This window comes from Roseateles saccharophilus, assembly GCF_004342485.1.
Classification (GTDB): Bacteria; Pseudomonadota; Gammaproteobacteria; order Burkholderiales; family Burkholderiaceae_C; genus Pelomonas; species Pelomonas saccharophila.
The window spans coordinates 1-18,222 of sequence record NZ_SMBU01000009.1 but is presented as its reverse complement, the minus strand read 5'-3'; the positions used below and the strand labels follow the sequence as shown (position 1 = coordinate 18,222).

Annotated in this window: 20 protein-coding genes, 1 tRNA gene and 1 pseudogene; 15 read left to right on the top strand and 7 right to left on the bottom strand. The window is 66.8% G+C overall.

Going from position 1 to position 18,222, the window contains the following annotated elements; translation table 11 throughout:
• Nucleotides 1-57: 57 nt before the first annotated feature.
• From prfA to EV671_RS09585, 5 genes are all read left to right on the top strand, one after another.
• A complete protein-coding gene (prfA, locus tag EV671_RS09605; RefSeq protein WP_132571094.1) occupies nt 58-1,155 on the top strand; it encodes a peptide chain release factor 1 in 1,098 nt (365 codons plus the stop codon).
• Nucleotides 1,152-1,955, top strand: coding sequence for a peptide chain release factor N(5)-glutamine methyltransferase (gene prmC, locus EV671_RS09600; protein WP_132571093.1), 804 nt, complete (start codon nt 1,152-1,154; stop codon nt 1,953-1,955). The genes prfA and prmC overlap by 4 nt, the downstream gene beginning before the upstream one ends.
• 123 nt (nt 1,956-2,078) lie before the next feature.
• Complete coding sequence (locus EV671_RS09595; RefSeq protein ID WP_132571092.1) at nt 2,079-2,654, top strand: hypothetical protein; 576 nt, start codon at nt 2,079-2,081, stop codon at nt 2,652-2,654.
• A gap of 58 nt (nt 2,655-2,712) precedes the next feature.
• The gene (gene grxD / locus EV671_RS09590; protein WP_132571091.1) at nt 2,713-3,027 is read left to right on the top strand and encodes a Grx4 family monothiol glutaredoxin; all 315 of its coding nucleotides are present in this window, start codon (nt 2,713-2,715) and stop codon (nt 3,025-3,027) included.
• A complete protein-coding gene (locus EV671_RS09585; RefSeq protein ID WP_132571090.1) occupies nt 3,027-3,590 on the top strand; it encodes a UbiX family flavin prenyltransferase in 564 nt (187 codons plus the stop codon). Before grxD ends, EV671_RS09585 begins: the two co-directional genes overlap by 1 nt.
• Nucleotides 3,591-3,593: 3 nt before the next feature.
• Here the strand turns inward: EV671_RS09585 and EV671_RS09580 are convergent, their stop codons facing one another.
• From EV671_RS09580 to EV671_RS09570, 3 genes are all read right to left on the bottom strand, one after another.
• Nucleotides 3,594-5,726 carry a M3 family metallopeptidase gene (locus tag EV671_RS09580; RefSeq protein WP_132571089.1) on the bottom strand — a complete coding sequence of 711 codons (2,133 nt, stop codon included), beginning with the start codon at nt 5,724-5,726 and terminating at the stop codon, nt 3,594-3,596.
• An 85-nt stretch (nt 5,727-5,811) separates the two neighbouring features.
• Nucleotides 5,812-6,414, bottom strand: coding sequence for a lytic transglycosylase domain-containing protein (locus EV671_RS09575; protein ID WP_132571088.1), 603 nt, complete (start codon nt 6,412-6,414; stop codon nt 5,812-5,814).
• Nucleotides 6,414-8,156: a proline--tRNA ligase gene (locus EV671_RS09570; protein WP_132571087.1), complete on the bottom strand. Its 1,743-nt coding sequence runs from the start codon at nt 8,154-8,156 to the stop codon at nt 6,414-6,416. Before EV671_RS09570 ends, EV671_RS09575 begins: the two co-directional genes overlap by 1 nt.
• Before the next feature lie 140 nt (nt 8,157-8,296).
• Between EV671_RS09570 and EV671_RS09565 the strand changes: the two genes are divergently transcribed.
• Nucleotides 8,297-8,887 carry an RNA pyrophosphohydrolase gene (locus EV671_RS09565; RefSeq protein ID WP_132571086.1) on the top strand — a complete coding sequence of 197 codons (591 nt, stop codon included), beginning with the start codon at nt 8,297-8,299 and terminating at the stop codon, nt 8,885-8,887.
• 39 nt (nt 8,888-8,926) lie between these two features.
• Here the strand turns inward: EV671_RS09565 and proB are convergent, their stop codons facing one another.
• The 4 genes from proB to rplU all read right to left on the bottom strand — a co-directional run bounded on the left by proB (nt 8,927) and on the right by rplU (nt 11,864).
• Nucleotides 8,927-10,042 (bottom strand): glutamate 5-kinase, encoded by a 1,116-nt coding sequence (gene proB, locus EV671_RS09560; RefSeq protein WP_132571085.1) that lies wholly within the window; start codon nt 10,040-10,042, stop codon nt 8,927-8,929.
• Nucleotides 10,039-11,115 carry a GTPase ObgE gene (gene obgE, locus EV671_RS09555; protein WP_132571084.1) on the bottom strand — a complete coding sequence of 359 codons (1,077 nt, stop codon included), beginning with the start codon at nt 11,113-11,115 and terminating at the stop codon, nt 10,039-10,041. The genes proB and obgE overlap by 4 nt, the downstream gene beginning before the upstream one ends.
• A gap of 137 nt (nt 11,116-11,252) precedes the next feature.
• Entirely contained in the window at nt 11,253-11,516 is a 264-nt protein-coding gene (rpmA, locus tag EV671_RS09550; protein ID WP_132571083.1) for a 50S ribosomal protein L27, read from the bottom strand.
• A 36-nt stretch (nt 11,517-11,552) separates the two neighbouring features.
• Nucleotides 11,553-11,864 (bottom strand): 50S ribosomal protein L21, encoded by a 312-nt coding sequence (gene rplU, locus EV671_RS09545; RefSeq protein ID WP_132571082.1) that lies wholly within the window; start codon nt 11,862-11,864, stop codon nt 11,553-11,555.
• A 375-nt stretch (nt 11,865-12,239) separates the two neighbouring features.
• Between rplU and EV671_RS09540 the strand changes: the two genes are divergently transcribed.
• The 9 genes and pseudogenes from EV671_RS09540 to EV671_RS09505 all read left to right on the top strand — a co-directional run.
• Nucleotides 12,240-13,169: a polyprenyl synthetase family protein gene (locus tag EV671_RS09540; RefSeq protein WP_132571237.1), complete on the top strand. Its 930-nt coding sequence runs from the start codon at nt 12,240-12,242 to the stop codon at nt 13,167-13,169.
• Nucleotides 13,170-13,200: 31 nt separating this feature from the next.
• A tRNA-Pro gene (locus tag EV671_RS09535) sits at nt 13,201-13,277 on the top strand.
• A 249-nt stretch (nt 13,278-13,526) separates the two neighbouring features.
• The gene (locus tag EV671_RS09530; RefSeq protein WP_132571081.1) at nt 13,527-13,748 is read left to right on the top strand and encodes a hypothetical protein; all 222 of its coding nucleotides are present in this window, start codon (nt 13,527-13,529) and stop codon (nt 13,746-13,748) included.
• Between the two features lie 8 nt (nt 13,749-13,756).
• On the top strand, nt 13,757-13,999 hold the full coding sequence (locus tag EV671_RS27340) for a hypothetical protein (RefSeq protein ID WP_243655666.1): 243 nt from the start codon (nt 13,757-13,759) through the stop codon (nt 13,997-13,999).
• A 57-nt stretch (nt 14,000-14,056) separates the two neighbouring features.
• A complete protein-coding gene (locus EV671_RS27335; RefSeq protein ID WP_243655665.1) occupies nt 14,057-14,299 on the top strand; it encodes a hypothetical protein in 243 nt (80 codons plus the stop codon).
• Between the two features lie 292 nt (nt 14,300-14,591).
• Nucleotides 14,592-14,849 carry a hypothetical protein gene (locus EV671_RS09520; protein ID WP_132571080.1) on the top strand — a complete coding sequence of 86 codons (258 nt, stop codon included), beginning with the start codon at nt 14,592-14,594 and terminating at the stop codon, nt 14,847-14,849.
• A gap of 262 nt (nt 14,850-15,111) precedes the next feature.
• Nucleotides 15,112-16,779 carry a type IV-A pilus assembly ATPase PilB gene (gene pilB, locus EV671_RS09515; protein ID WP_132571079.1) on the top strand — a complete coding sequence of 556 codons (1,668 nt, stop codon included), beginning with the start codon at nt 15,112-15,114 and terminating at the stop codon, nt 16,777-16,779.
• A 19-nt stretch (nt 16,780-16,798) separates the two neighbouring features.
• Nucleotides 16,799-17,491: pseudogene (locus tag EV671_RS09510) on the top strand (type II secretion system F family protein); the annotation flags it as partial.
• A 141-nt stretch (nt 17,492-17,632) separates the two neighbouring features.
• Nucleotides 17,633-18,222, top strand: a 590-nt coding sequence (locus tag EV671_RS09505) for a transposase (protein WP_207911126.1), incomplete at its 3' end; no start/stop codon positions are given.

The following is an 18,222-nucleotide window of genomic DNA, read 5'->3' as shown; positions in this document are numbered from 1 at the left end:
CGCGCCGCCCGGCGCCCCGCGTGGCGCCGCCCCTGACTGCCCTCCCCGTTTGCCGCCATGAAAGATTCCCTGCGCCAGCAGTTCGACCGCCTCGGCTACCGCCTGACCGAGCTGGACACCATCCTCGCCGACGGCAGCAGCGCGTCGGACATGAAACGCTACCGAGCGCTGACCAAGGAGCAGGCCGAGGTCTCCGGCCTCGTCGAGCGCTACCGCCGCTACCAGCAGCACGAGGCCGACCTCGCCGCCGCGCGGGACATGCTCGTTGAATCCACAAATTCGCCCGAGATGGCCGAGATGGCGCGCGAGGAGATCGCGTCGAACGAGGCCGCACTCGCGGCGCTGGACCAGGAGCTGCAGCTCGCGCTGATCCCCAAGGACCCGGACGACGAGCGCAACGCCTTCCTCGAAATCCGCGCCGGCACGGGCGGCGACGAGTCGGCCCTGTTTGCCGGCGACCTGGCGCGCATGTATCTGCGCTTTGCCGAAAACCAGGGCTGGCGCTGCGAGATCCTGTCCGAGAACGAGTCCGACCTCGGCGGCTATAAGGAACTGGTCGTGCGCGTCGAGGGCGATGGCGTCTACGGCAGGCTCAAGTTCGAGAGCGGCGGCCACCGCGTGCAGCGCGTGCCCGCCACCGAGAGCCAGGGCCGCATCCACACCAGCGCCTGCACGGTGGCCGTGATGCCAGAGCCCGACGAGGCCGAGGAGATCACGCTGAACCCGGCCGACCTGCGCATCGACACCTTCCGTGCCAGCGGCGCTGGCGGCCAGCACATCAACAAGACCGACTCGGCCATCCGCGTCACCCACATCCCGACCGGCCTGGTCGCCGAATGCCAGGACGACCGCAGCCAGCACCGCAACAAGGCCAAGGCCCTGGCCGTGCTGCAGGCCCGCTTGCGCGACAAGGAGCGCATCGAGCGCGAAGCCAAGGAGGCCGCGACGCGCAAGGGCCTCGTCGGCACCGGCGACCGCAGCGACCGCATCCGCACCTACAACTTCCCGCAGGGGCGCCTCACCGACCACCGCATCAACCTGACCCTCTACAAGCTCGGCCAGATCATGGACGGCGATCTTGGCGACGTGATCCAGGGCCTGCAGGCGGCCCAGGCTGCGGACCAACTGGCGCAACTGGAAGAAGGTCGCGCATGACCATCGACGAGGCGCTGACCCTGGCCCGCCAACTCGGCGTCGAGCGCGGCGACGCGCAGGCGTTGCTCGGCCACCTGACCGGGCAGGACCGCGCCTGGCTCATCACCCACGGCGACGCGCCTGCCCCGGGTGCCGAGGCCGCGCTGCGCCGTCTGGCCGATGGCGAACCGCTGGCCCATCTGACTGGCTGGCAGCCCTTCCACGGCCTGACGCTCAAGGTCACGCCGGCCACGCTGATCCCGCGGCCGGACACCGAGACCCTGGTCGACTGGGCGCTGGAGCTGCTGGCCGCCCTGCCCGGCGAGCCGGCCGTGGCCGACCTGGGCACCGGCAGCGGCGCCATCGCGCTGGCCCTGAAGGCCGCCTGCCCGCGCGCGCAGGTCTCGGCGGTGGACTTCAGCACCGATGCACTGGCCGTCGCTCGCGGCAATGGCGAGCGCCTGGGCCTGACCGTCGACTGGCACCATGGCAGTTGGTTCGAGCCGCTGGCCGGCCGGCGCTTCGACCTCGTCGTCAGCAACCCGCCCTATATCGCCGGCGACGACCCCCACCTGCCCGCGCTGCGCCACGAGCCCATCATGGCCCTCACGCCCGGCGGCGACGGCCTGGCCGACCTGCGCGCCCTCATCGATGCGGCACCGCAACATCTGAATGCCGGCGGCTGGCTGTTGCTGGAGCATGGCTGGGACCAGGCCGATGCGGTGGCGCAACAGCTGGCCGCCCGCAAATTCGAGGCGGCACGCCTTCGCCGCGACCTCGCCGGTCGCGCTCGTGCCAGTGGCGGGCGTTGGGCGGCTTGAACACCACCGGCATGCCGACCGCGTTTGCGTGACGTTTTGCCTCTTGTTCTCCCCCCACCGGAAACGATTGCCGGCGTAGTATCGAATCCCGGTGCCAGCCCTTGCACCGTGCAGGAGACGATCATGGCCCGCCTCGCCCGCGCTGCAGTTCTGAGCCTCTCTGCCCTCGTTTTCACGCTGCCGGCCTGGGCCGATGGCGACGCCGCCACACGCTGGCAGGCGCGCTTGCAGCTCAACAGCATCGACGGCGGCAGCGACGCCCAGCAGCCCCGTCTCGGTGGCTCGCGCGTGCTGAGCGCCAACCTGCTGGGCGACTACTACTTGACCAACTCCGGCTTCGCCAGCCTGCGCGGCGGCCTGCGCGCCACCGGTGGCATGCTGCTCGGGCCCTTGTCGATGGCGCAGAGCAGCGGCGGCCTGGCCCTGGGCGGCGGCCCCGTGTCGGCCGGCCGGCGCAGCCTCGTCCTCGGCGGGCTGGACGCCTACTCGCTGGAGCCCAGCGCCAACCTGTCCTATGTCGGCATCGGCTACACCGGCCGCGTGCAGCGCAGCGGCCTGGCCTTCAGTGCCGACTTCGGCCTGATGTCCGGCTCCTACGGCGTGCGCCTGGGCCGCAGCAGCGCCCAGGGCTTCGAGGATGCGATGCGCGATCTGCGCTTCAAGCCCCTGCTGCAACTGGGCCTGGCCTACAGCTACTGAGCCTGGCATCGCGCCGTCTCGGATAATCGCGGTTTTGCCACAAGAACCCGAGATTGCCATGAGCGACGTTCAGCAACGCATAGCCGACCTGGTCAAGTCCAACCGCGTCATGCTCTTCATGAAGGGCACGGCCCAGTTCCCGATGTGCGGCTTCTCCGGCCGCGCCATCCAGATCCTGAAGGCCGCCGGCGTGACCGACCTGAAGACCTTCAATGTGCTGGAGGACGAGGAAGTGCGCCAGGGCATCAAGGACTACGCCAACTGGCCCACCATTCCCCAGCTCTACATCGGCGGCGAGTTCGTCGGCGGCTCGGACATCATGATGGAGATGTACGAGTCGGGTGAGCTGCAGCAGGCACTCGCCACAGCCTGATGCCGCAACGGCTGGTCGTCGGGCTGACGGGCGCAACGGGCGCGGTCTATGCGCTGCGCCTGCTGCGCCGCGCACATGAACTGGGCGTCGAGACCCACCTGATCGCCACACCCGCCGGCATCCTCAACGCCCACCACGAACTCGGCCTCGACCGCTCCACGCTGGAGGCCGAGGCCGACCACGCCTATGCGCCGGGCGACATCGGCGCCTGCATCGCAAGCGGCAGCTTCGCGACGGCCGCGATGGTGGTCGCGCCCTGCTCGATGAAATCGCTGGCGGCGATCGCCCACGGCCTGGGCGACAACCTGCTGACCCGCGCCGCCGACGTGACGCTCAAGGAGCGCCGCCGCCTCATCCTGATGGTGCGCGAGACGCCGCTCAACCTCGCCCACCTGCGCAATATGGTGGCGGTGACGGAGATGGGCGGCATCTGCTTTCCCCCGCTGCCGGCCTTCTATCACCACCCCAAGACCATCGACGAAATGGTGGCCGAAACGGTCGAGCGCGTGCTCGAACTGGCCGGCTTCGCAGCTGCCCGACCCAGGAACTGGGCCGGGCTGTAGCGCTCACTTCTGCACGACGAGGCCGCGCCGCTCCAGCAGCGGCTTGATGTCGGGCTCGTGGCCGACCAGGTTGCGGAACAGCACCATCGCATCCTCGCTGCCGCCGCGCGACAGCAGCTTGGCGCGCAGCTGGTCGCCGTTGGCGCGCTTCAGGCCGCCGTGGGCCTTCAGCCACTCCACCGTGTCGGCGTCCAGCACCTCGCTCCAGATGTAGGCGTAGTAGCCGGCCGAGTAGCCGCCCATGATGTGGCTGAAATAGGGCGTGCGGTAGCGCGGCGGCACGGGTGCGAAGTCGACGCCCTCTTCCTTGAGCACCTGGGCCTCGAAGTCCATCAGCTTGTCGGCCGGCGGCACCTGGCCTGCGCCGAGCTGGTGCAGGCGCTGGTCGAGGATGGCGGCGCTCAGATAGGACAGCGTCGTGTAGCCCTGGTTGAAGCGCTTGGCGCGCGACACCTTGTCCAGCAGTTCGCGCGGCATGGGCGCGCCGGTCTGGTAGTGCCTGGCGTAGTTGGCCAGCACGCTCGGGTAGTCGGCCCAGACCTCGTTGACCTGCGAGGGGTATTCGACGAAGTCGCGCGGCACGCGGCCCAGGCTCGGGTAGCGGCCCTGGTTGAACATGCCGTGCAGCGCATGGCCGAACTCGTGGAACATCGTGTTGACCTCGTCCCAGGTCAGCAGCGTCGGCTCGCCCGCGGGCGGCTTGGGAATGTTCAGATGGTTGGCCACGATGGGCTGCGTGCCCTCCAGCGGGTTCTGGCTGACGTAGGCATTCATCCAGGCGCCGCCGCGCTTGCTGGGCCGCGCGTACATGTCGGCGATGAAGATGGCGAGCTGCTTGCCATTGGTGTCGAAGACGTCGTAGACGCGCACGTCGTCGCGGTAGACCGGCAGGTCGGTGCGGCGCTTGAAGCTGATGCCGTAGAGCTGGTGGGCCGCGAAGAACACACCGCGCTCCAGCACGCTGCCGATCTCCAGATAGGGTTTGAGCTGGCTCTCGTCGAAGCCGTACTTGGCGGCGCGCAGCTTGTCGGCGTAGTAGCTCCAGTCCCAGGGCTGCAGCGCGAAGCTCGGCTGCTGCTTGGCGGCCTGCTCGCTGTCGATGAGCTTCTGCAGCTCGGCCGCTTCCTGCCTGGCCGAGGCGACGGCCGCGGGCGCGAGCTGGCGCAGCAACGCGTTGACGGTCTCGGGCGACTTGGCCGTCTCCTCCTCCAGCACATAGGCCGCCGGCGTGGCATAGCCCAGCAGCGCGGCGCGCTCCTGCCGCAGCGTCAGCACGCGGGCGACGATGCCGCGCGTGTCGAACTCGTTGCCACGCGCGCCGCGCGCCACCGAGGCGCGATGCAGGCGCTCGCGCAACGCGCGGTTCTGCAGCTCGGTCTCGTAGGGCTGGATGGTCGTGTTCAGCAGCGCGATCAGGTATTTGCCGTCCAGGCCGCGCTTCCTGGCCGCATCGGCCGCCGCGGCGATCTGTGCGGGCGTGAGGCCGGCCAGTTCCTCGGCGCTGTCGACGACGACGGCCGAGTCGTTCACCTCGGCCAGCACGGCCTTGTTGAAGCTGGCGGTCAGCGTCGCCAGCTCGGCGTTGATCGCCTTCATGCGCGTCTTCTGCTCGTCGTTCAGACGCGCGCCGGCGCGCACCATGTCGCGGTGATAGCGCTCGATGAGGCGTTTGGCCTCGACATTGGGCGCGGCCTTGTCGCGGGCGGCGTAGAGCGCCTCGATGCGGGCGAACAGCCTGGGGTTGAGTAGCACCGCGTCGCGCTGGGCGGCGAGCTTGGCGGCGTAGTCGCCCTGCACCTGCTGGCGGGCCGGGTTCACATCGGCGCCGATGAGGCTGAACAACAGCGTCGTCGTGCGGCTCAGCAGCCGGCCGCTCTTTTCCAGCGCGACGATGGTGTTGTCGAAGCTGGGCGCCGCCGGGTTGTCGGCGATGGCCTGCACTTCGGCCAGCTGCTCGGCCATGCCCCGGTCGAGGGCCGGTGCGAAATGCTCGTCGCGCAGCTTGTCGAACTGCGGGTAGTGCAGCGGCAGCGGGCTGGGAGAGAGCAGCGGGTTGTCCGGCGTCTGCGCGCCGGCCAGGCCGGTGGCGAGCAGTGCAGAAAGAATCAGGGGCGCGAAGCGGGTGGCAGCGGGCATGGAGGGCAGGTCTTGTGGACGGAGCCGGCGAGCCTAAGGCCCGCGGGCGTCGATGCCACAAGCCACGCCGGGTAAGCCCCGAGTGCTACCTCTCACCGGGCAGCAGCCACTGCCGCCGCGCGGCGAACACGGCATTCGGATACTCCGCCCGGCCCCGGCTGCCGTTGTAGCGGCCCAGCGCGAGGAACATGTCGCCCCGCTCGATGTCGAGGTAATGGCGCAGGATCACGCAGCCGAAGCGCAGATTGCTCTGCATGTGGAAGAGGCGCGACGCATCGCCATCGCCGATGCTGCGCGTCCAGAAGGGCATGACCTGCATATAGCCGCGCGCACCGGCCACGCTGATCGCGTATTTGCGAAAGCCGCTCTCGACCTGTACCAGGCCGAGCACCAGGCTGGGCTCCAGGCCTGCGCGCTTGGCCTCGTACCAGACCGTCTCGAGGAACTCGATGCGGATCTGCGTCTCGGTCTTGCGGTTCTTCAGCCGCTCGCTCATCGTGCCCAGCCAGCGCAGATAGGCCATGCGAGTGTCGACATCGTCGAAGCGCGGCCGTGGCGGCGCCGCCTGGGCGATGGAGGCACTCAGCGCCGAGCGGATCGAGTCCGCCAGCGGCTCCTCGACCTGCGCACCGGCCCGCGCAAGCAGTGGCGCGGCGAGCAGGCCTGCAACGGCGAGGCGCCGCTTCATCAGAGCTTGAGCAAACCCTTCAGGTGGCCGAGCACGTCGCCGACGGCCAGCTTGGTCGCGGCCTCGTCGCGGCGGCCCTGGTACTCGACCTGGCCTTCCTTCAGGCCGCGGTCGCCGAGCACCACGCGGTGCGGCACGCCGATCAGCTCCCAGTCCGCGAACATCGCGCCCGGGCGCTCGCCGCGGTCGTCCAGCAGCACGTCCACACCCAGCGCCTTCAGCTCGCCGTAGAGCTTCTCGGCCGCGGCCTTCACGTCCGCGCTGCGGTCCGCGCCGATAGGGCAGATGACGACGGTGAAGGGTGCGATCGAATCCGGCCAGATGATGCCGCGCGCGTCGTTGTTCTGCTCGATGGCCGCGCCCAGGATGCGGGTCACGCCGATGCCGTAGCAGCCCATCTCCATCAGCGCGGGCTTGCCGTTCTCGTCGAGGAAGCTCGCGTTCATCGCGGCCGAATACCTGGTACCGAGGTAGAACACATGGCCCACCTCGATGCCGCGCTGGATGGCCAGCACGCCCTTGCCGTCGGGCGAGGGATCGCCGGCGACGACGTTGCGAATGTCGGCGACGAGGTCGGGCTCGGGCAGGTCGCGGCCCCAGTTCACGCCGGTCAGGTGGAAGTCGGCCTCGTTGGCGCCGCAGACGAAGTCAGCCATGTTGGCGACGGTGCGGTCGGCGACGATCTTGATGTCCTTGGCTCCGATGGGGCCAAGGTAGCCCGGCTTGCAGCCGAAGCGCGACTCGATCTCGCCGACGGTCGCGAAGCGGAACCCGCCCTTCAGGCCCTCGATCTTGCCGGCCTTCACTTCGTTCAGCTCATGGTCGCCGCGCACCAGCAGCAGCCAGACCTGGGTCTTGGCGATGACGCCGTCCTTGTCCAGTTCGTCGGTGGCCAGCACCAGCGACTTCACGGTCCGCGCCAGCGGCAGGCCCAGCAGCAGCGCAACGTCCTCGCAGGTGCTCTTGCCCGGCGTGGGGGTCTTGGCCAGCGCCTGCGCGGCCGCGCCGCGCGACGCGCTCAGCGCCAGGCCCTCGGCCAGTTCGATATTGGCCGCATAGTCGCTGGTCGGGCAGTAGACGATGGCGTCCTCGCCGGTTTCGGCGATGACCTGGAACTCGTGCGAACGGTCGCCGCCAATGGCGCCGGTATCGGCCGCGACGGCGCGGTATTGCAGGCCCAGGCGGTCGAAGATCTTGCCGTAGGCCGCATACATGTTGTCGTAGCTGCGGCCGGCGCTCGCCACGTCACGGTCGAAGGAGTAGGCGTCCTTCATCGTGAACTCGCGGCCGCGCATCACGCCGAAGCGCGGCCGGCGCTCATCGCGGAACTTGGTCTGGATGTGATAGAAATTTTTCGGCAGCTGACGGTAAGAGCGCAGTTCCTGGCGGGCGATGTCGGTGATGACCTCCTCGCTCGTCGGCTGCACGATGAAGTCGCGGCCATGGCGGTCCTTCACGCGCAGCAGTTCGGGGCCCATCTTGTCGAAGCGGCCGGTTTCCTGCCACAGCTCGGCGGGCTGGATGACGGGCATCAGGCACTCGATGGCCCCGGCGGCGTCCATCTCCTCGCGGATGATCTTCTCGACCTTGCGGATGACCCGCAAACCCATGGGCATGTAGTTGTAAATGCCGGCGCCCAGGCGCTTGATCATGCCGGCGCGCATCATCAACTTGTGGCTGACGACCTCGGCATCGGCGGGCGCTTCCTTGAGGGTGGAGATGAAGAACTGGGAGGCTTTCATGGGCGGACCGGAATGCGAAGGCCGGGTGAAAACCCGGCCAAGTCACGACAAAACTGGAAGAAATCTCCGGGTTAGCGAGGGCGCTACCGCAATCGTGGCCCGATGCAATAATCGAACCAACTAGAGATTTGAGGTTGATTATGCTCGACCGTGAAGGCTTCCGCCCCAACGTCGGCATCATCCTGCTCAACCAGCGCAACGAGGTGTTCTGGGGCAAACGCATCCGGACGCACTCGTGGCAGTTCCCGCAAGGGGGCATCAAGCACGGTGAAACGCCTGAGCAGGCGATGTTCCGAGAGCTCCATGAAGAAGTGGGGCTCACGCCAGAGCATGTACGCATCATTGCGCGGACTCGCGACTGGCTGCGCTACGAGGTGCCCGAGCACTTCATCCGGCGCGACGCACGCGGCCATTACCGCGGACAGAAGCAGATCTGGTTCCTGCTGCAGATGATGGGCCGCGACTGCGACATGAACCTGCGCGCCACCGACCACCCCGAGTTCGACGCCTGGCGCTGGAACGAGTACTGGGTGCCGCTGGAGGCCGTCATCGAGTTCAAGCGCGGCGTCTACGAGATGGCGCTGACGGAGCTCGCGCGCTTCCTGCCGCGCATCAACCACCACAACCGCTATCTGCGCGCCGGCATGCGGCCTGCGCACCGCGGCGAGCGCAACAGCGGCCCGATGCCGCTGGAGACGACGCCGCCGGAAGGGGAACCTTCCGGCTCCTAACGGAGCACCAGGTTGTGGCTTCGCCGCAATCTGGCGCTTCTAGCGAAGCACCAGATTGTCTCTATGGATCAGCTCGGGCTCGGCCGCGTAGCCCAGCAGCGCCTCGAACTCCGACGAGGGCTTGCGCGCGATCAGGCGGGACTCGGCGCCCGAGTAGTTGGCCAGGCCGCGCGCCAGTTCGGTGCCGTCCGGCGCCAGCACGGCGATGACGTCGCCGCGATGGAAGTCGCCCTGCACCTCGGTGACGCCGATAGGCAGCAGGCTCTTGCCCTCGCCACGCAGCTTGGTGACGGCGCCGGCGTCGACCCGGACCGCACCGCGCATCTGCAGATGGTCGACCATCCACTGCTTGCGCGCCTGCAGCTTGGGCGTGGCCGCGTGCAGGGCCGTGCCGATGGCCTCGCCGCGCGCCAGGCGCAGCAGCACGTCGGGCTCGCGGCCCCAGGCGATGACGGTGCCGGCACCGCTGCCCGCCGCGCGCTTGGCCGCGAGGATCTTGGTCAGCATGCCGCCACGGCCGATGCTGGAACCGGCGCCACCCGCCATGCGCTCCAGCTCGGGGTCGCCCGCCTGGGCGGTGTGGATGAAGCGCGCGTTCGGGTCCTTGCGCGGATCGGCCGAGTACAGGCCGCGCTGGTCCGTCAGGATGACGAGGGCATCCGCTTCGACGAGGTTGGCCACCAGCGCGCCCAGCGTGTCGTTATCGCCGAACTTGATCTCGTCGTTGACGACCGTGTCGTTCTCGTTGATGACCGGCAGCACGCGGTGGGCCATCAGCGTCAGCAGGGTCGAGCGCGCGTTCAGGTAGCGCTCGCGGTCGGCCAGGTCGGCGTGGGTCAGCAGCACCTGAGCGCTGTGCATGCCATGCGCGCTGAGCTGGCTTTCGTACATCTGCGCCAGGCCCATCTGGCCGACGGCGGCCGCGGCCTGCAGCTCGTGCAGCTCCTTGGGTCGCGTCGTCCAGCCCAGGCGCTTCATGCCCTCGGCGATGGCGCCGCTGGACACCATGACCAGCTCGCGACCTTCAGTTGCCAACGCCGCCAGCTGGCGGCTCCAGTTCGCGATCGCCTCGGCATCGACGCCGCGGCCCTCGTTGGTGACGAGGCTGGAACCGACTTTGACAACGATGCGGCGCGCGCTGGACAGCAGGCTCATTCGGCGGCTGAATCTTCAGGATTGGGATTGTCGAAACGGACGTCGCGCTCTTCGATGACGCGCTGCTCGGCGGCAACGTGGTCGTAGATCGCGTGGATCAGTGGCTGGCAGCCTTCGCGGGTCAGCGCCGAGATCTCGAAGACCGGGCCCTTCCACCTGTAGCGCTTGACGAAGTCCTTCACGCGCGCGGCGCGCTCTTCCTCGGGCACCATGTCCAGCTTGTTCAGCACCAGCCAGCGCGGCTTGGCATGCAGTTCGGCGTCGTACTTCTTCAGCTCGGCGACGATGGCCTTGGCCTCCTTGACCGGATCGACCTCGGGGTCGAAGGGCGCGAGGTCGACGACGTGCAGCAGCAGGCGCGTGCGCTGCAGATGGCGCAGGAACTGGTGGCCCAGGCCGGCGCCTTCGGCCGCGCCTTCGATCAGGCCGGGGATGTCGGCGACGACGAAACTCTTCTCCGGCCCGACGCGCACGACTCCGAGGTTGGGATGCAGCGTCGTGAACGGGTAGTCGGCGATCTTGGGCTTGGCGTTGGAGATGGCCGTGATCAGCGTGGACTTGCCGGCATTGGGCTGGCCCAGCAGGCCGACATCGGCCAGCACGCGCAGTTCCAGGCGCACCTTCTTGATCTCGCCCGGCCAGCCCGGCGTCTTCTGCCGCGGCGCGCGGTTGGTCGAGGTCTTGAAATGCAGGTTGCCGAAGCCGCCGTCGCCGCCCTTGCACAGCAGGATGCGCTCGCCCGGCTCCAGCAGTTCACCGATGACGGACTCGGTCTCCAGGTCCGTGATGATGGTGCCGACCGGCATGCGCAGCACGATGTCGTCGGCGGCGGCACCGAAGCAGTCGGAGCCCCGGCCGGCTTCGCCATTGCGCGCCTCGTGGCGGCGTGCGTAGCGGTAGTCGATCAGCGTGTTCAGGTTGCGGTCGGCCTCGGCCCAGACGCTGCCGCCCTTGCCGCCATCGCCGCCGTCCGGCCCGCCGAAGGGAATGAACTTCTCGCGGCGAAAGCTCGCGCAGCCCGCGCCACCGTTACCGGCGGCGACATCGATGGTGGCTTCGTCAACGAATTTCATGGCGGGCTGCCATCGTAATGGCTCGGTTGCGCCGGGCGCACCGTCGTGTGGCGGGCCAGGCTTCAGAAATGACAAAGCCCCGGGCGGGCCGGGGCTTGGGATGACGGGCGACGCAATCGCCCGCCGAAGCTGGCGCCTTAGGCGGCCAGCGGCGTGACGACGACCGTCGCGCGGTTGCTTGCACCCTTGGTGGTGAAGCTGACGTGGCCATCGACCAGCGCGAACAGCGTGTGGTCCTTGCCCATGCCGACGTTCACGCCGGCGTGGAACTTGGTGCCGCGCTGGCGCACGATGATCGAGCCGGCGGAGATCAGTTCACCGCCGTAAGCCTTGACGCCCAGCATCTTGGGCTTGGAGTCGCGGCCATTCCGTGTGGAACCGCCGCCCTTTTTCTGTGCCATGTTTAGCTCCTAGAAATTAGCGAAAGACGACTGGGATCAGCCGTTGACCGCGCTGATTTCCAGCTCGGTGTAGTTCTGGCGATGGCCTTGGCTCTTCTTGTAGTGCTTGCGACGGCGCATCTTGAAGATGCGAACCTTGTCGTGCTTGCCGTGGCTGACGACCTTGGCGCTGACGGTGGCGCCGGCGACCAGCGGAGCGCCGATCGTCAGGCCATCACCGCTGCCAATGGCCAGCACTTGGTCGATGGTGACCTCAGCGCCGACTTCCGCGTCGAGCAACTCGACCTTGATCTTTTCGCCGGCAGCAACCTTGTACTGCTTGCCGCCGGTTTTGATGACCGCGTACATGTTCTTCCTTCCGCACCCTCAGGGTGCATTCACCCGGCTCCAGCGGACCTGCGCCTCGGTTTTCACCTTGACGCCGCCGCCCTCGCCGGGCCTTTTTGTCAGTTTTTTCAGCTGTTCCCTCCGCAGCCCCGCACGCCATGGGCGCAGGAATTGCAAAGAGCCCGCGAGTATACCCTGAGCGTAAAAGTGTCGCAATGCCCACGCCGCCGGGCTGCGAACCGCCCGTGCGCCTGCTTATCCGCTCGCGCACGGCCGGAAGGGCCGCGGGCCGTTTCTATAATCCGCGGATTCCTAGCTTGAGAGTCCAGAGTGCGCGTCGAGTCAGCCTCGCCCCCACCCCAAGTCGCCGAGGCCCTTGCCCTGCTGTCCGCCGAGATGGCCCAGGTCGACGCCGTCATCGCGCAGCGCCTGAGCTCCGAGGTGGCACTGATCGACCAGATCGCCCACTACATCGTGCATGCCGGCGGCAAGCGCATGCGCCCCAAGCTCGTGCTGCTGTTCGCGAACGCCCTCGGCTTCGCCGGCGCAGCGCGCTTCGAGTTGGCGGCCGTCGTCGAATTCATCCACACGGCCACGCTGCTGCACGACGACGTCGTCGACGAGTCCTCGCTGCGCCGCGGCAAGCCCACGGCGAACGCGCTGTTCGGCAACGCAGCCAGCGTGCTGGTCGGCGACTTCCTCTACTCGCGCGCCTTCCAGATGATGGTCTCGGTCGATCGCATGCGCGTACTGGAGGTGCTGGCCGAAGCCACCAACGTCATCGCCGAGGGCGAGGTCCTGCAGTTGATGAACATGCACGACCCCGACATCAGCGTCGAGAGCTATCTGCGCGTGATCCGCTTCAAGACCGCCAAGCTTTTCGAGGCCAGCGCCCGCCTCGGCGCCGTGCTGGCCAACGCCGAGCCGGAAGTCGAGGAAGCCTGCGCCGCCTACGGCCGTGCATTGGGCACTTCGTTCCAGCTCATCGATGACGTGCTGGACTACGAAGGCGAGACGCACGAACTCGGCAAGAACATCGGTGACGACCTGCGCGAAGGCAAGACAACGCTGCCGCTGCTGATCGCGATGGAGCGCGCAACGCCCGAGCAGCGCACGCTGCTGCGCCACGCCATCGAGGAAGGCGAGTTAGAGAGGCTGCAGGAAATCGTCGCCATCGTGCGCGACACTGGCGCGCTCGAATCCACGCGAGAAGCCGCGCGCACCGAGGCGCGCCGCGCCGCCGACGTCCTCAAGCTGCTGCCTCGCAACAAGTGGACAGAATCTCTGCTAGAATTCGCAATTCAGTCGGTTGAGCGACATTCCTGAAACACCGGAACGTCACAACGACAGAAAACATCGGGGTGTAGCTTAGCCTGGTAGAGCGCTACGTTCGGGACGTAGAGGCCGGAGGTTCGAATCCTCTCACCCCGACCAATCAAATCAATGAGTTAGAGACTACCAGCTCAACTCATTCAAGACCCGGGGTACCGCCAGGGAAACGCAGAGGCCCTCAGATGAGGGCCTTGTTGCTTTTGGAGCGCCCATCTCCATCTCGGCGGATGGCGCCTTCGCTTCTGAGGTGCGGATCATTCCTCGCTTCTCTGCGTCTGGCCCGATATCGCAGGCGCCGGCTATGTGCAACACTCGGCGCATAGTGCCGATCAGCAATTTCCGGAGAGACCGTTGACCACCAAGACAAGCAAGGGCAGCACTCAGGCGGTCCATGTCGTTGCAGTGAACGTCAAGCCTGGCACCCCGATTGCGCGCCTTACAGACCCACAGGCAGCAGCTCATGTGGCGGCTCTGACGCAGCAAGCGACGGACTCCGCATTTGCTTTGAAGTGGCTCGTTGAGCACAAGTTGGCTACGCCGACTGGCAAGCTTCCAAAGCGCTTCGGCGGCTGATCGCCGGGATGTGGGAGCTCTACAAGAAGCAGCCGGGATTCGTACTTGGATTCCACGGCTGTGACGCCTCGGTCGGCGAGGACGTTTTGGGCGGCCACACGAAGCACCTGCGTCCAAGCAACAACGAATACGACTGGCTCGGTTCTGGAATCTACTTCTGGGAAGGTAACCCTGCGCGCGCGCTTGAGTTCGCCCAGCAGGCGGCGTCATCCAGCCCCCAGGTCTCCAAAGGCAAGATCGCAACGCCCTGACCACGACACCCTTCGTACTGGGAGCGATCATCGACCTTGGCATCTGTTGCAACCTCCTTGAGTGCTGCGCTTGCTGAATTGGCCATCGCACACAAGTTCCTCGCAACCGCCTATAACGCTGTGAGTACGCCCCTGCCGGAGAACAAGGGGAAGGACCGCAAGGTTCGCTTCCTTGACCGCGCAGTGATCGAGGCAATGCACATCCTGCGCGAAAACGGCACAGCAACCGCAGCGGGATCGACTGCCTCGTCACTGCAGCCATACGATTCCGTGCGCGCCGCATTCTTTGAAGGCGGTTAGCTGTATCCCGGCGCAGGATTCTCCGCACAAGCGCACATCCAAATCGCCGTCCGGAACCCCGATTGCATCAAGGGCTACTTCCGGCCGGTCCGGAGTACGTAGACCTGACCACGAAATCCAAGGCGGCGTAGCGGCTGGCCAGCTGTATGCGCGCATCTCTTCACGATTTCGTTTTGTAAAGCAGTTCGCCGCTCTACGAGACCGTCATCGGCCCCAGCTCACAAAGCTGACCCCGAAGCTGGTCACCTACCTGGAAGACCAGATCAAGCATTCCCTGCTCCACGGCGACGACATGAACGCAAGCAACTGGACCGCCACCGCTGACTCCCTGTCGCCCACGGGCGCCCTGGTGCTGGTCGCTGGGTGGAACGCCGACACGCCCAATGCCGAGTTGGTCTACAGGGCCGCTCGCCTCGTGAATGACGATGCCGCAACGGACGAGGCCGGCCATGCCGTCGAAGTCTGGGCCGACGATGTCCACATGGAAGAGCTGACGTTCACGCCCACACACTGGCAACCGATCCAGGCCCCGGCGAGAAGGCCTTCCTGAGGCCCACAGAGCCGTCACTGGGAGCGGGTGCGGCAGGTGCTCTCAGGCGGCTGAGGGCCCGTGACACCGGCTTGCGCTGCCCAACGGGCGACAACAAGGCCCGAGCCCCGAAATCCTGCCGTTATCCCTTGTGCGGCTTCGCTTTTGCGGCCGCGCGTGGCTGGCACAATCGCCGGACCTCACCTTCCCGTCGCCGACGCAACCGCTCGTGGAAACCACGCTCGCCGAGCCGATTCAGTCTTCCCTGTCCGGGGTTGCGCGAATGCTTGTCCACGCCGGCAAGCTGCAAGCCAAGACGGCCGAGGATCTCGTCAGGCAGGCGCGCGAGAAGAAGACCAGTTTCGTCAACGCGCTGATCGCCGGCGGCCAGGTCTCACCCTCCGACCTGGCCCACACGCTGTCGAGCGCACTGGCGCTGCCGCTGCTCGATCTGTCCGCGATGGACCCGCAGCGCATGCCGCAGAACGTCATCGACGCAAAGCTGGCGCAACAGTACCAGGTCGTGGCGCTGTCGCGGCGCGGCAACCGCCTCTTCGTCGGAGGCGCCGACCCGACCGATCTCGAGGTCATCGAACGCATCAAGTTCGCGACCCAGCTGCAGCCCGAATGGGTCATCGTCGAGCACGACAAGCTGGTCAAGATGTTGTCGAGCACGGGCGCCTCGGCGACCGAGACGCTGGAGAGCATCGCCGGCGGCGACTTCGACTTCGACATCGCCGAGGAAGACGCGGCGCCCCAGCAGGAGGCTGCCGAGCTGGCCGACGTCGAGGATGCGCCGGTCGTGCGCTTCCTGCAGAAGATGCTGGTGGACGCGATCAACCTGCGCGCCTCCGACCTGCACTTCGAGCCCTACGAATACCACTACCGGGTGCGCTTCCGGGTCGACGGCGAACTGCGCGAGATCACCCAGCCGCCCATCGCGATCAAGGACAAGCTGGCCTCGCGCATCAAGGTCATCTCGCGGCTGGACATCGCCGAGAAACGTGTGCCGCAGGACGGCCGCATGAAGCTGAAGTTCGGAACGAAGTCCATCGACTTCCGCGTCAGCACCCTGCCCACGCTGTTCGGCGAGAAGATTGTCATCCGTATCCTGGATTCGTCGTCGGCCAAGCTCGGCATCGACGCGCTGGGCTACGAGAAGATCGAGAAGGAGCGCCTGCTCGCGGCGATCTACCGGCCCTATGGCATGGTGCTCGTCACCGGCCCGACCGGTTCCGGCAAGACGGTGTCGCTCTACACCTGCCTGAACATCCTGAACCAGCCCGGCGTCAACATCTCGACCGTCGAGGACCCGGCAGAAATCAACCTGCCCGGCATCAACCAGGTCAACGTCAACGACAAGGCCGGCCTGAACTTCTCGGCCGCGCTGAAGTCCTTCCTGCGCCAGGATCCGGACATCATCATGGTCGGCGAGATCCGCGACCTGGAAACGGCCGACATCGCGATCAAGGCCGCGCAGACCGGCCACATGGTCATGTCGACGCTGCACACCAACGACGCGCCCAAGACGCTGACCCGCCTGCTGAACATGGGCGTGGCGCCGTTCAACATCGCGTCCAGCGTGCTGCTGATCACGGCCCAGCGCCTCGTGCGCCGCCTGTGCGAGAACTGCAAGGCGCCCGCCGACTACCCGCGTGACGCGCTGATCAAGGCCGGCTTCGTCGAGGAAGACTTCGACGGCAGCTGGAAGCCCTACCGGGCCGTCGGCTGCAGCAATTGCACAAATGGTTACCGTGGTCGCGTCGGCCTTTACCAAGTGATGCCCATCACCGAGGACATCCAGCGCATCATCCTGGCCGAGGGAACGGCGATGGACATCGCCGAGCAGGCCAAGAAGGAAGGCGTGCGTGACCTGCGCCAATCCGGCCTGGTGAAGGTGCGGGTCGGCGTCACGACGCTCGAAGAAGTCCTGTCGGCAACCAACGAATAAACAGTCGCGAGGAGAGCGCATGGCCACAGCCACCGCTGCAGCAAAAGGCGTCAAGGACTTCGTCTTCGAATGGGAGGGCAAGGACCGCAACGGCAAGATCGTCAAGGGCGAACTGCGCGCCGGCGGCGAAGCCATGGTCAGCGCGACGCTGCGCCGCCAGGGCATCCTCGTCAACAAGGTCAAGAAGCGCCGCGCCAGCGGCGGCAGCGCCATCAAGCAAAAGGACATCGCCATCTTCACGCGCCAGCTGGCGACGATGATGCGCGCCGGCGTGCCGCTGCTGCAGTCCTTCGACATCGTCGCGCGTGGCGCGACCAATCCGCGGCTCACGCGGCTGCTCAACGACATCCGCCAGGACGTCGAGACGGGTACCAGCCTGTCCTCGGCCTTTCGCAAGCATCCGATGTACTTCGATGCGCTCTACTGCAACCTCGTCGAGGCGGGCGAGGCGGGCGGCATCCTGGAAGCCCTGCTGGACCGGCTCGCGATCTATCAGGAAAAGACCGTCGCGATCAAGAACAAGATCAAGTCGGCGCTGACCTATCCGATCGCCGTCATGGTCGTCGCCTTCATCGTCGTCGCGGTCATCATGATCTTCGTCGTGCCGGCCTTCAAGGACGTGTTCCAGTCCTTCGGCGCCGACCTGCCCGCACCGACGCTGGTCGTCATCGCGATGTCGGAGTTCTTCGTCAAGTACTGGTGGGCCATGTTCCTGAATCCGTGACCGCTGCCCGAGCTGGGAGCGGCAAGTCGTTGATCTGGCGCGCGAATTGCGCGTAGCAAGGCGCTGGCGGTGGACACCCTGAGGGTGAAGATGTCGAGGTAATGCGGGTCGGGACGAGACAATTGGCGAATGCGCAAACTGATCGTCCAGCAACTCGACTACGACCTCACGCCGGTGGCGGGTCTGGCCTTGGTGGGCCACTACTTGAAGGCGGTGCAACCGGTGCTGGCGAGGCTGGACAAGGCGCTGCCCTTGAAGACGGGTGTGGCCAACAGCGACATCGTGCGCAGCTACCTGGGGCTGCTGGTGCAGGGCAAGAGCGACTTCGACGCGATCGAGAATTTCCGCAGCGATGCGTTCTTCAAGCAGGCCCTGGGCATTGGGCTGCTGCCCTCGAGCCCGACGCTGCGCCAGCGCCTGGATGCCAAGGCCAGCGCGATGTTCGAGTCGGTGCCGCAGATGATCGAGACCTTGCTGGGCAGCCAGCGCCCCGACTATGGCGTGCTGCCCTGCGGGTGGCTGCCGCTGGACGTGGACACCTTCTCGATGGACAACGGCGGCACCGCCAAGGAAGGCGTGGGGCGAACCTATGCCGGCGTGGATGGCTATTGCCCGCTGGCGGCTTACCTGGGCAGCCATGGCTTTTGCCTGGAGCTGGCGCTGCGTCCGGGCGAACAGCACTCGGCCAGCGAGACCGACTTCAACCTGCAGCGCATCGT

What these genes read in the sequence shown, in the direction of transcription:
- EV671_RS09570 (WP_132571087.1), bottom strand. Translation starts at nt 8,156, where the DNA reads ATGAAAGCCTCCCAGTTCTTCATCTCCACCCTCAAGGAAGCGCCCGCC.
- EV671_RS09565 (WP_132571086.1), top strand. Translation starts at nt 8,297, where the DNA reads ATGCTCGACCGTGAAGGCTTCCGCCCCAACGTCGGCATCATCCTGCTC.
- EV671_RS09585 (WP_132571090.1), top strand. Translation starts at nt 3,027, where the DNA reads ATGCCGCAACGGCTGGTCGTCGGGCTGACGGGCGCAACGGGCGCGGTC.
- grxD (WP_132571091.1), top strand. Translation starts at nt 2,713, where the DNA reads ATGAGCGACGTTCAGCAACGCATAGCCGACCTGGTCAAGTCCAACCGC.
- EV671_RS27340 (WP_243655666.1), top strand. Translation starts at nt 13,757, where the DNA reads ATGTGGGAGCTCTACAAGAAGCAGCCGGGATTCGTACTTGGATTCCAC.
- EV671_RS09575 (WP_132571088.1), bottom strand. Translation starts at nt 6,414, where the DNA reads ATGAAGCGGCGCCTCGCCGTTGCAGGCCTGCTCGCCGCGCCACTGCTT.
- obgE (WP_132571084.1), bottom strand. Translation starts at nt 11,115, where the DNA reads ATGAAATTCGTTGACGAAGCCACCATCGATGTCGCCGCCGGTAACGGT.
- EV671_RS09520 (WP_132571080.1), top strand. Translation starts at nt 14,592, where the DNA reads ATGAACGCAAGCAACTGGACCGCCACCGCTGACTCCCTGTCGCCCACG.
- prmC (WP_132571093.1), top strand. Translation starts at nt 1,152, where the DNA reads ATGACCATCGACGAGGCGCTGACCCTGGCCCGCCAACTCGGCGTCGAG.
- pilB (WP_132571079.1), top strand. Translation starts at nt 15,112, where the DNA reads ATGCTTGTCCACGCCGGCAAGCTGCAAGCCAAGACGGCCGAGGATCTC.
- EV671_RS09540 (WP_132571237.1), top strand. Translation starts at nt 12,240, where the DNA reads ATGGCCCAGGTCGACGCCGTCATCGCGCAGCGCCTGAGCTCCGAGGTG.
- EV671_RS09595 (WP_132571092.1), top strand. Translation starts at nt 2,079, where the DNA reads ATGGCCCGCCTCGCCCGCGCTGCAGTTCTGAGCCTCTCTGCCCTCGTT.
- EV671_RS09580 (WP_132571089.1), bottom strand. Translation starts at nt 5,726, where the DNA reads ATGCCCGCTGCCACCCGCTTCGCGCCCCTGATTCTTTCTGCACTGCTC.
- proB (WP_132571085.1), bottom strand. Translation starts at nt 10,042, where the DNA reads ATGAGCCTGCTGTCCAGCGCGCGCCGCATCGTTGTCAAAGTCGGTTCC.
- prfA (WP_132571094.1), top strand. Translation starts at nt 58, where the DNA reads ATGAAAGATTCCCTGCGCCAGCAGTTCGACCGCCTCGGCTACCGCCTG.
- rpmA (WP_132571083.1), bottom strand. Translation starts at nt 11,516, where the DNA reads ATGGCACAGAAAAAGGGCGGCGGTTCCACACGGAATGGCCGCGACTCC.
- rplU (WP_132571082.1), bottom strand. Translation starts at nt 11,864, where the DNA reads ATGTACGCGGTCATCAAAACCGGCGGCAAGCAGTACAAGGTTGCTGCC.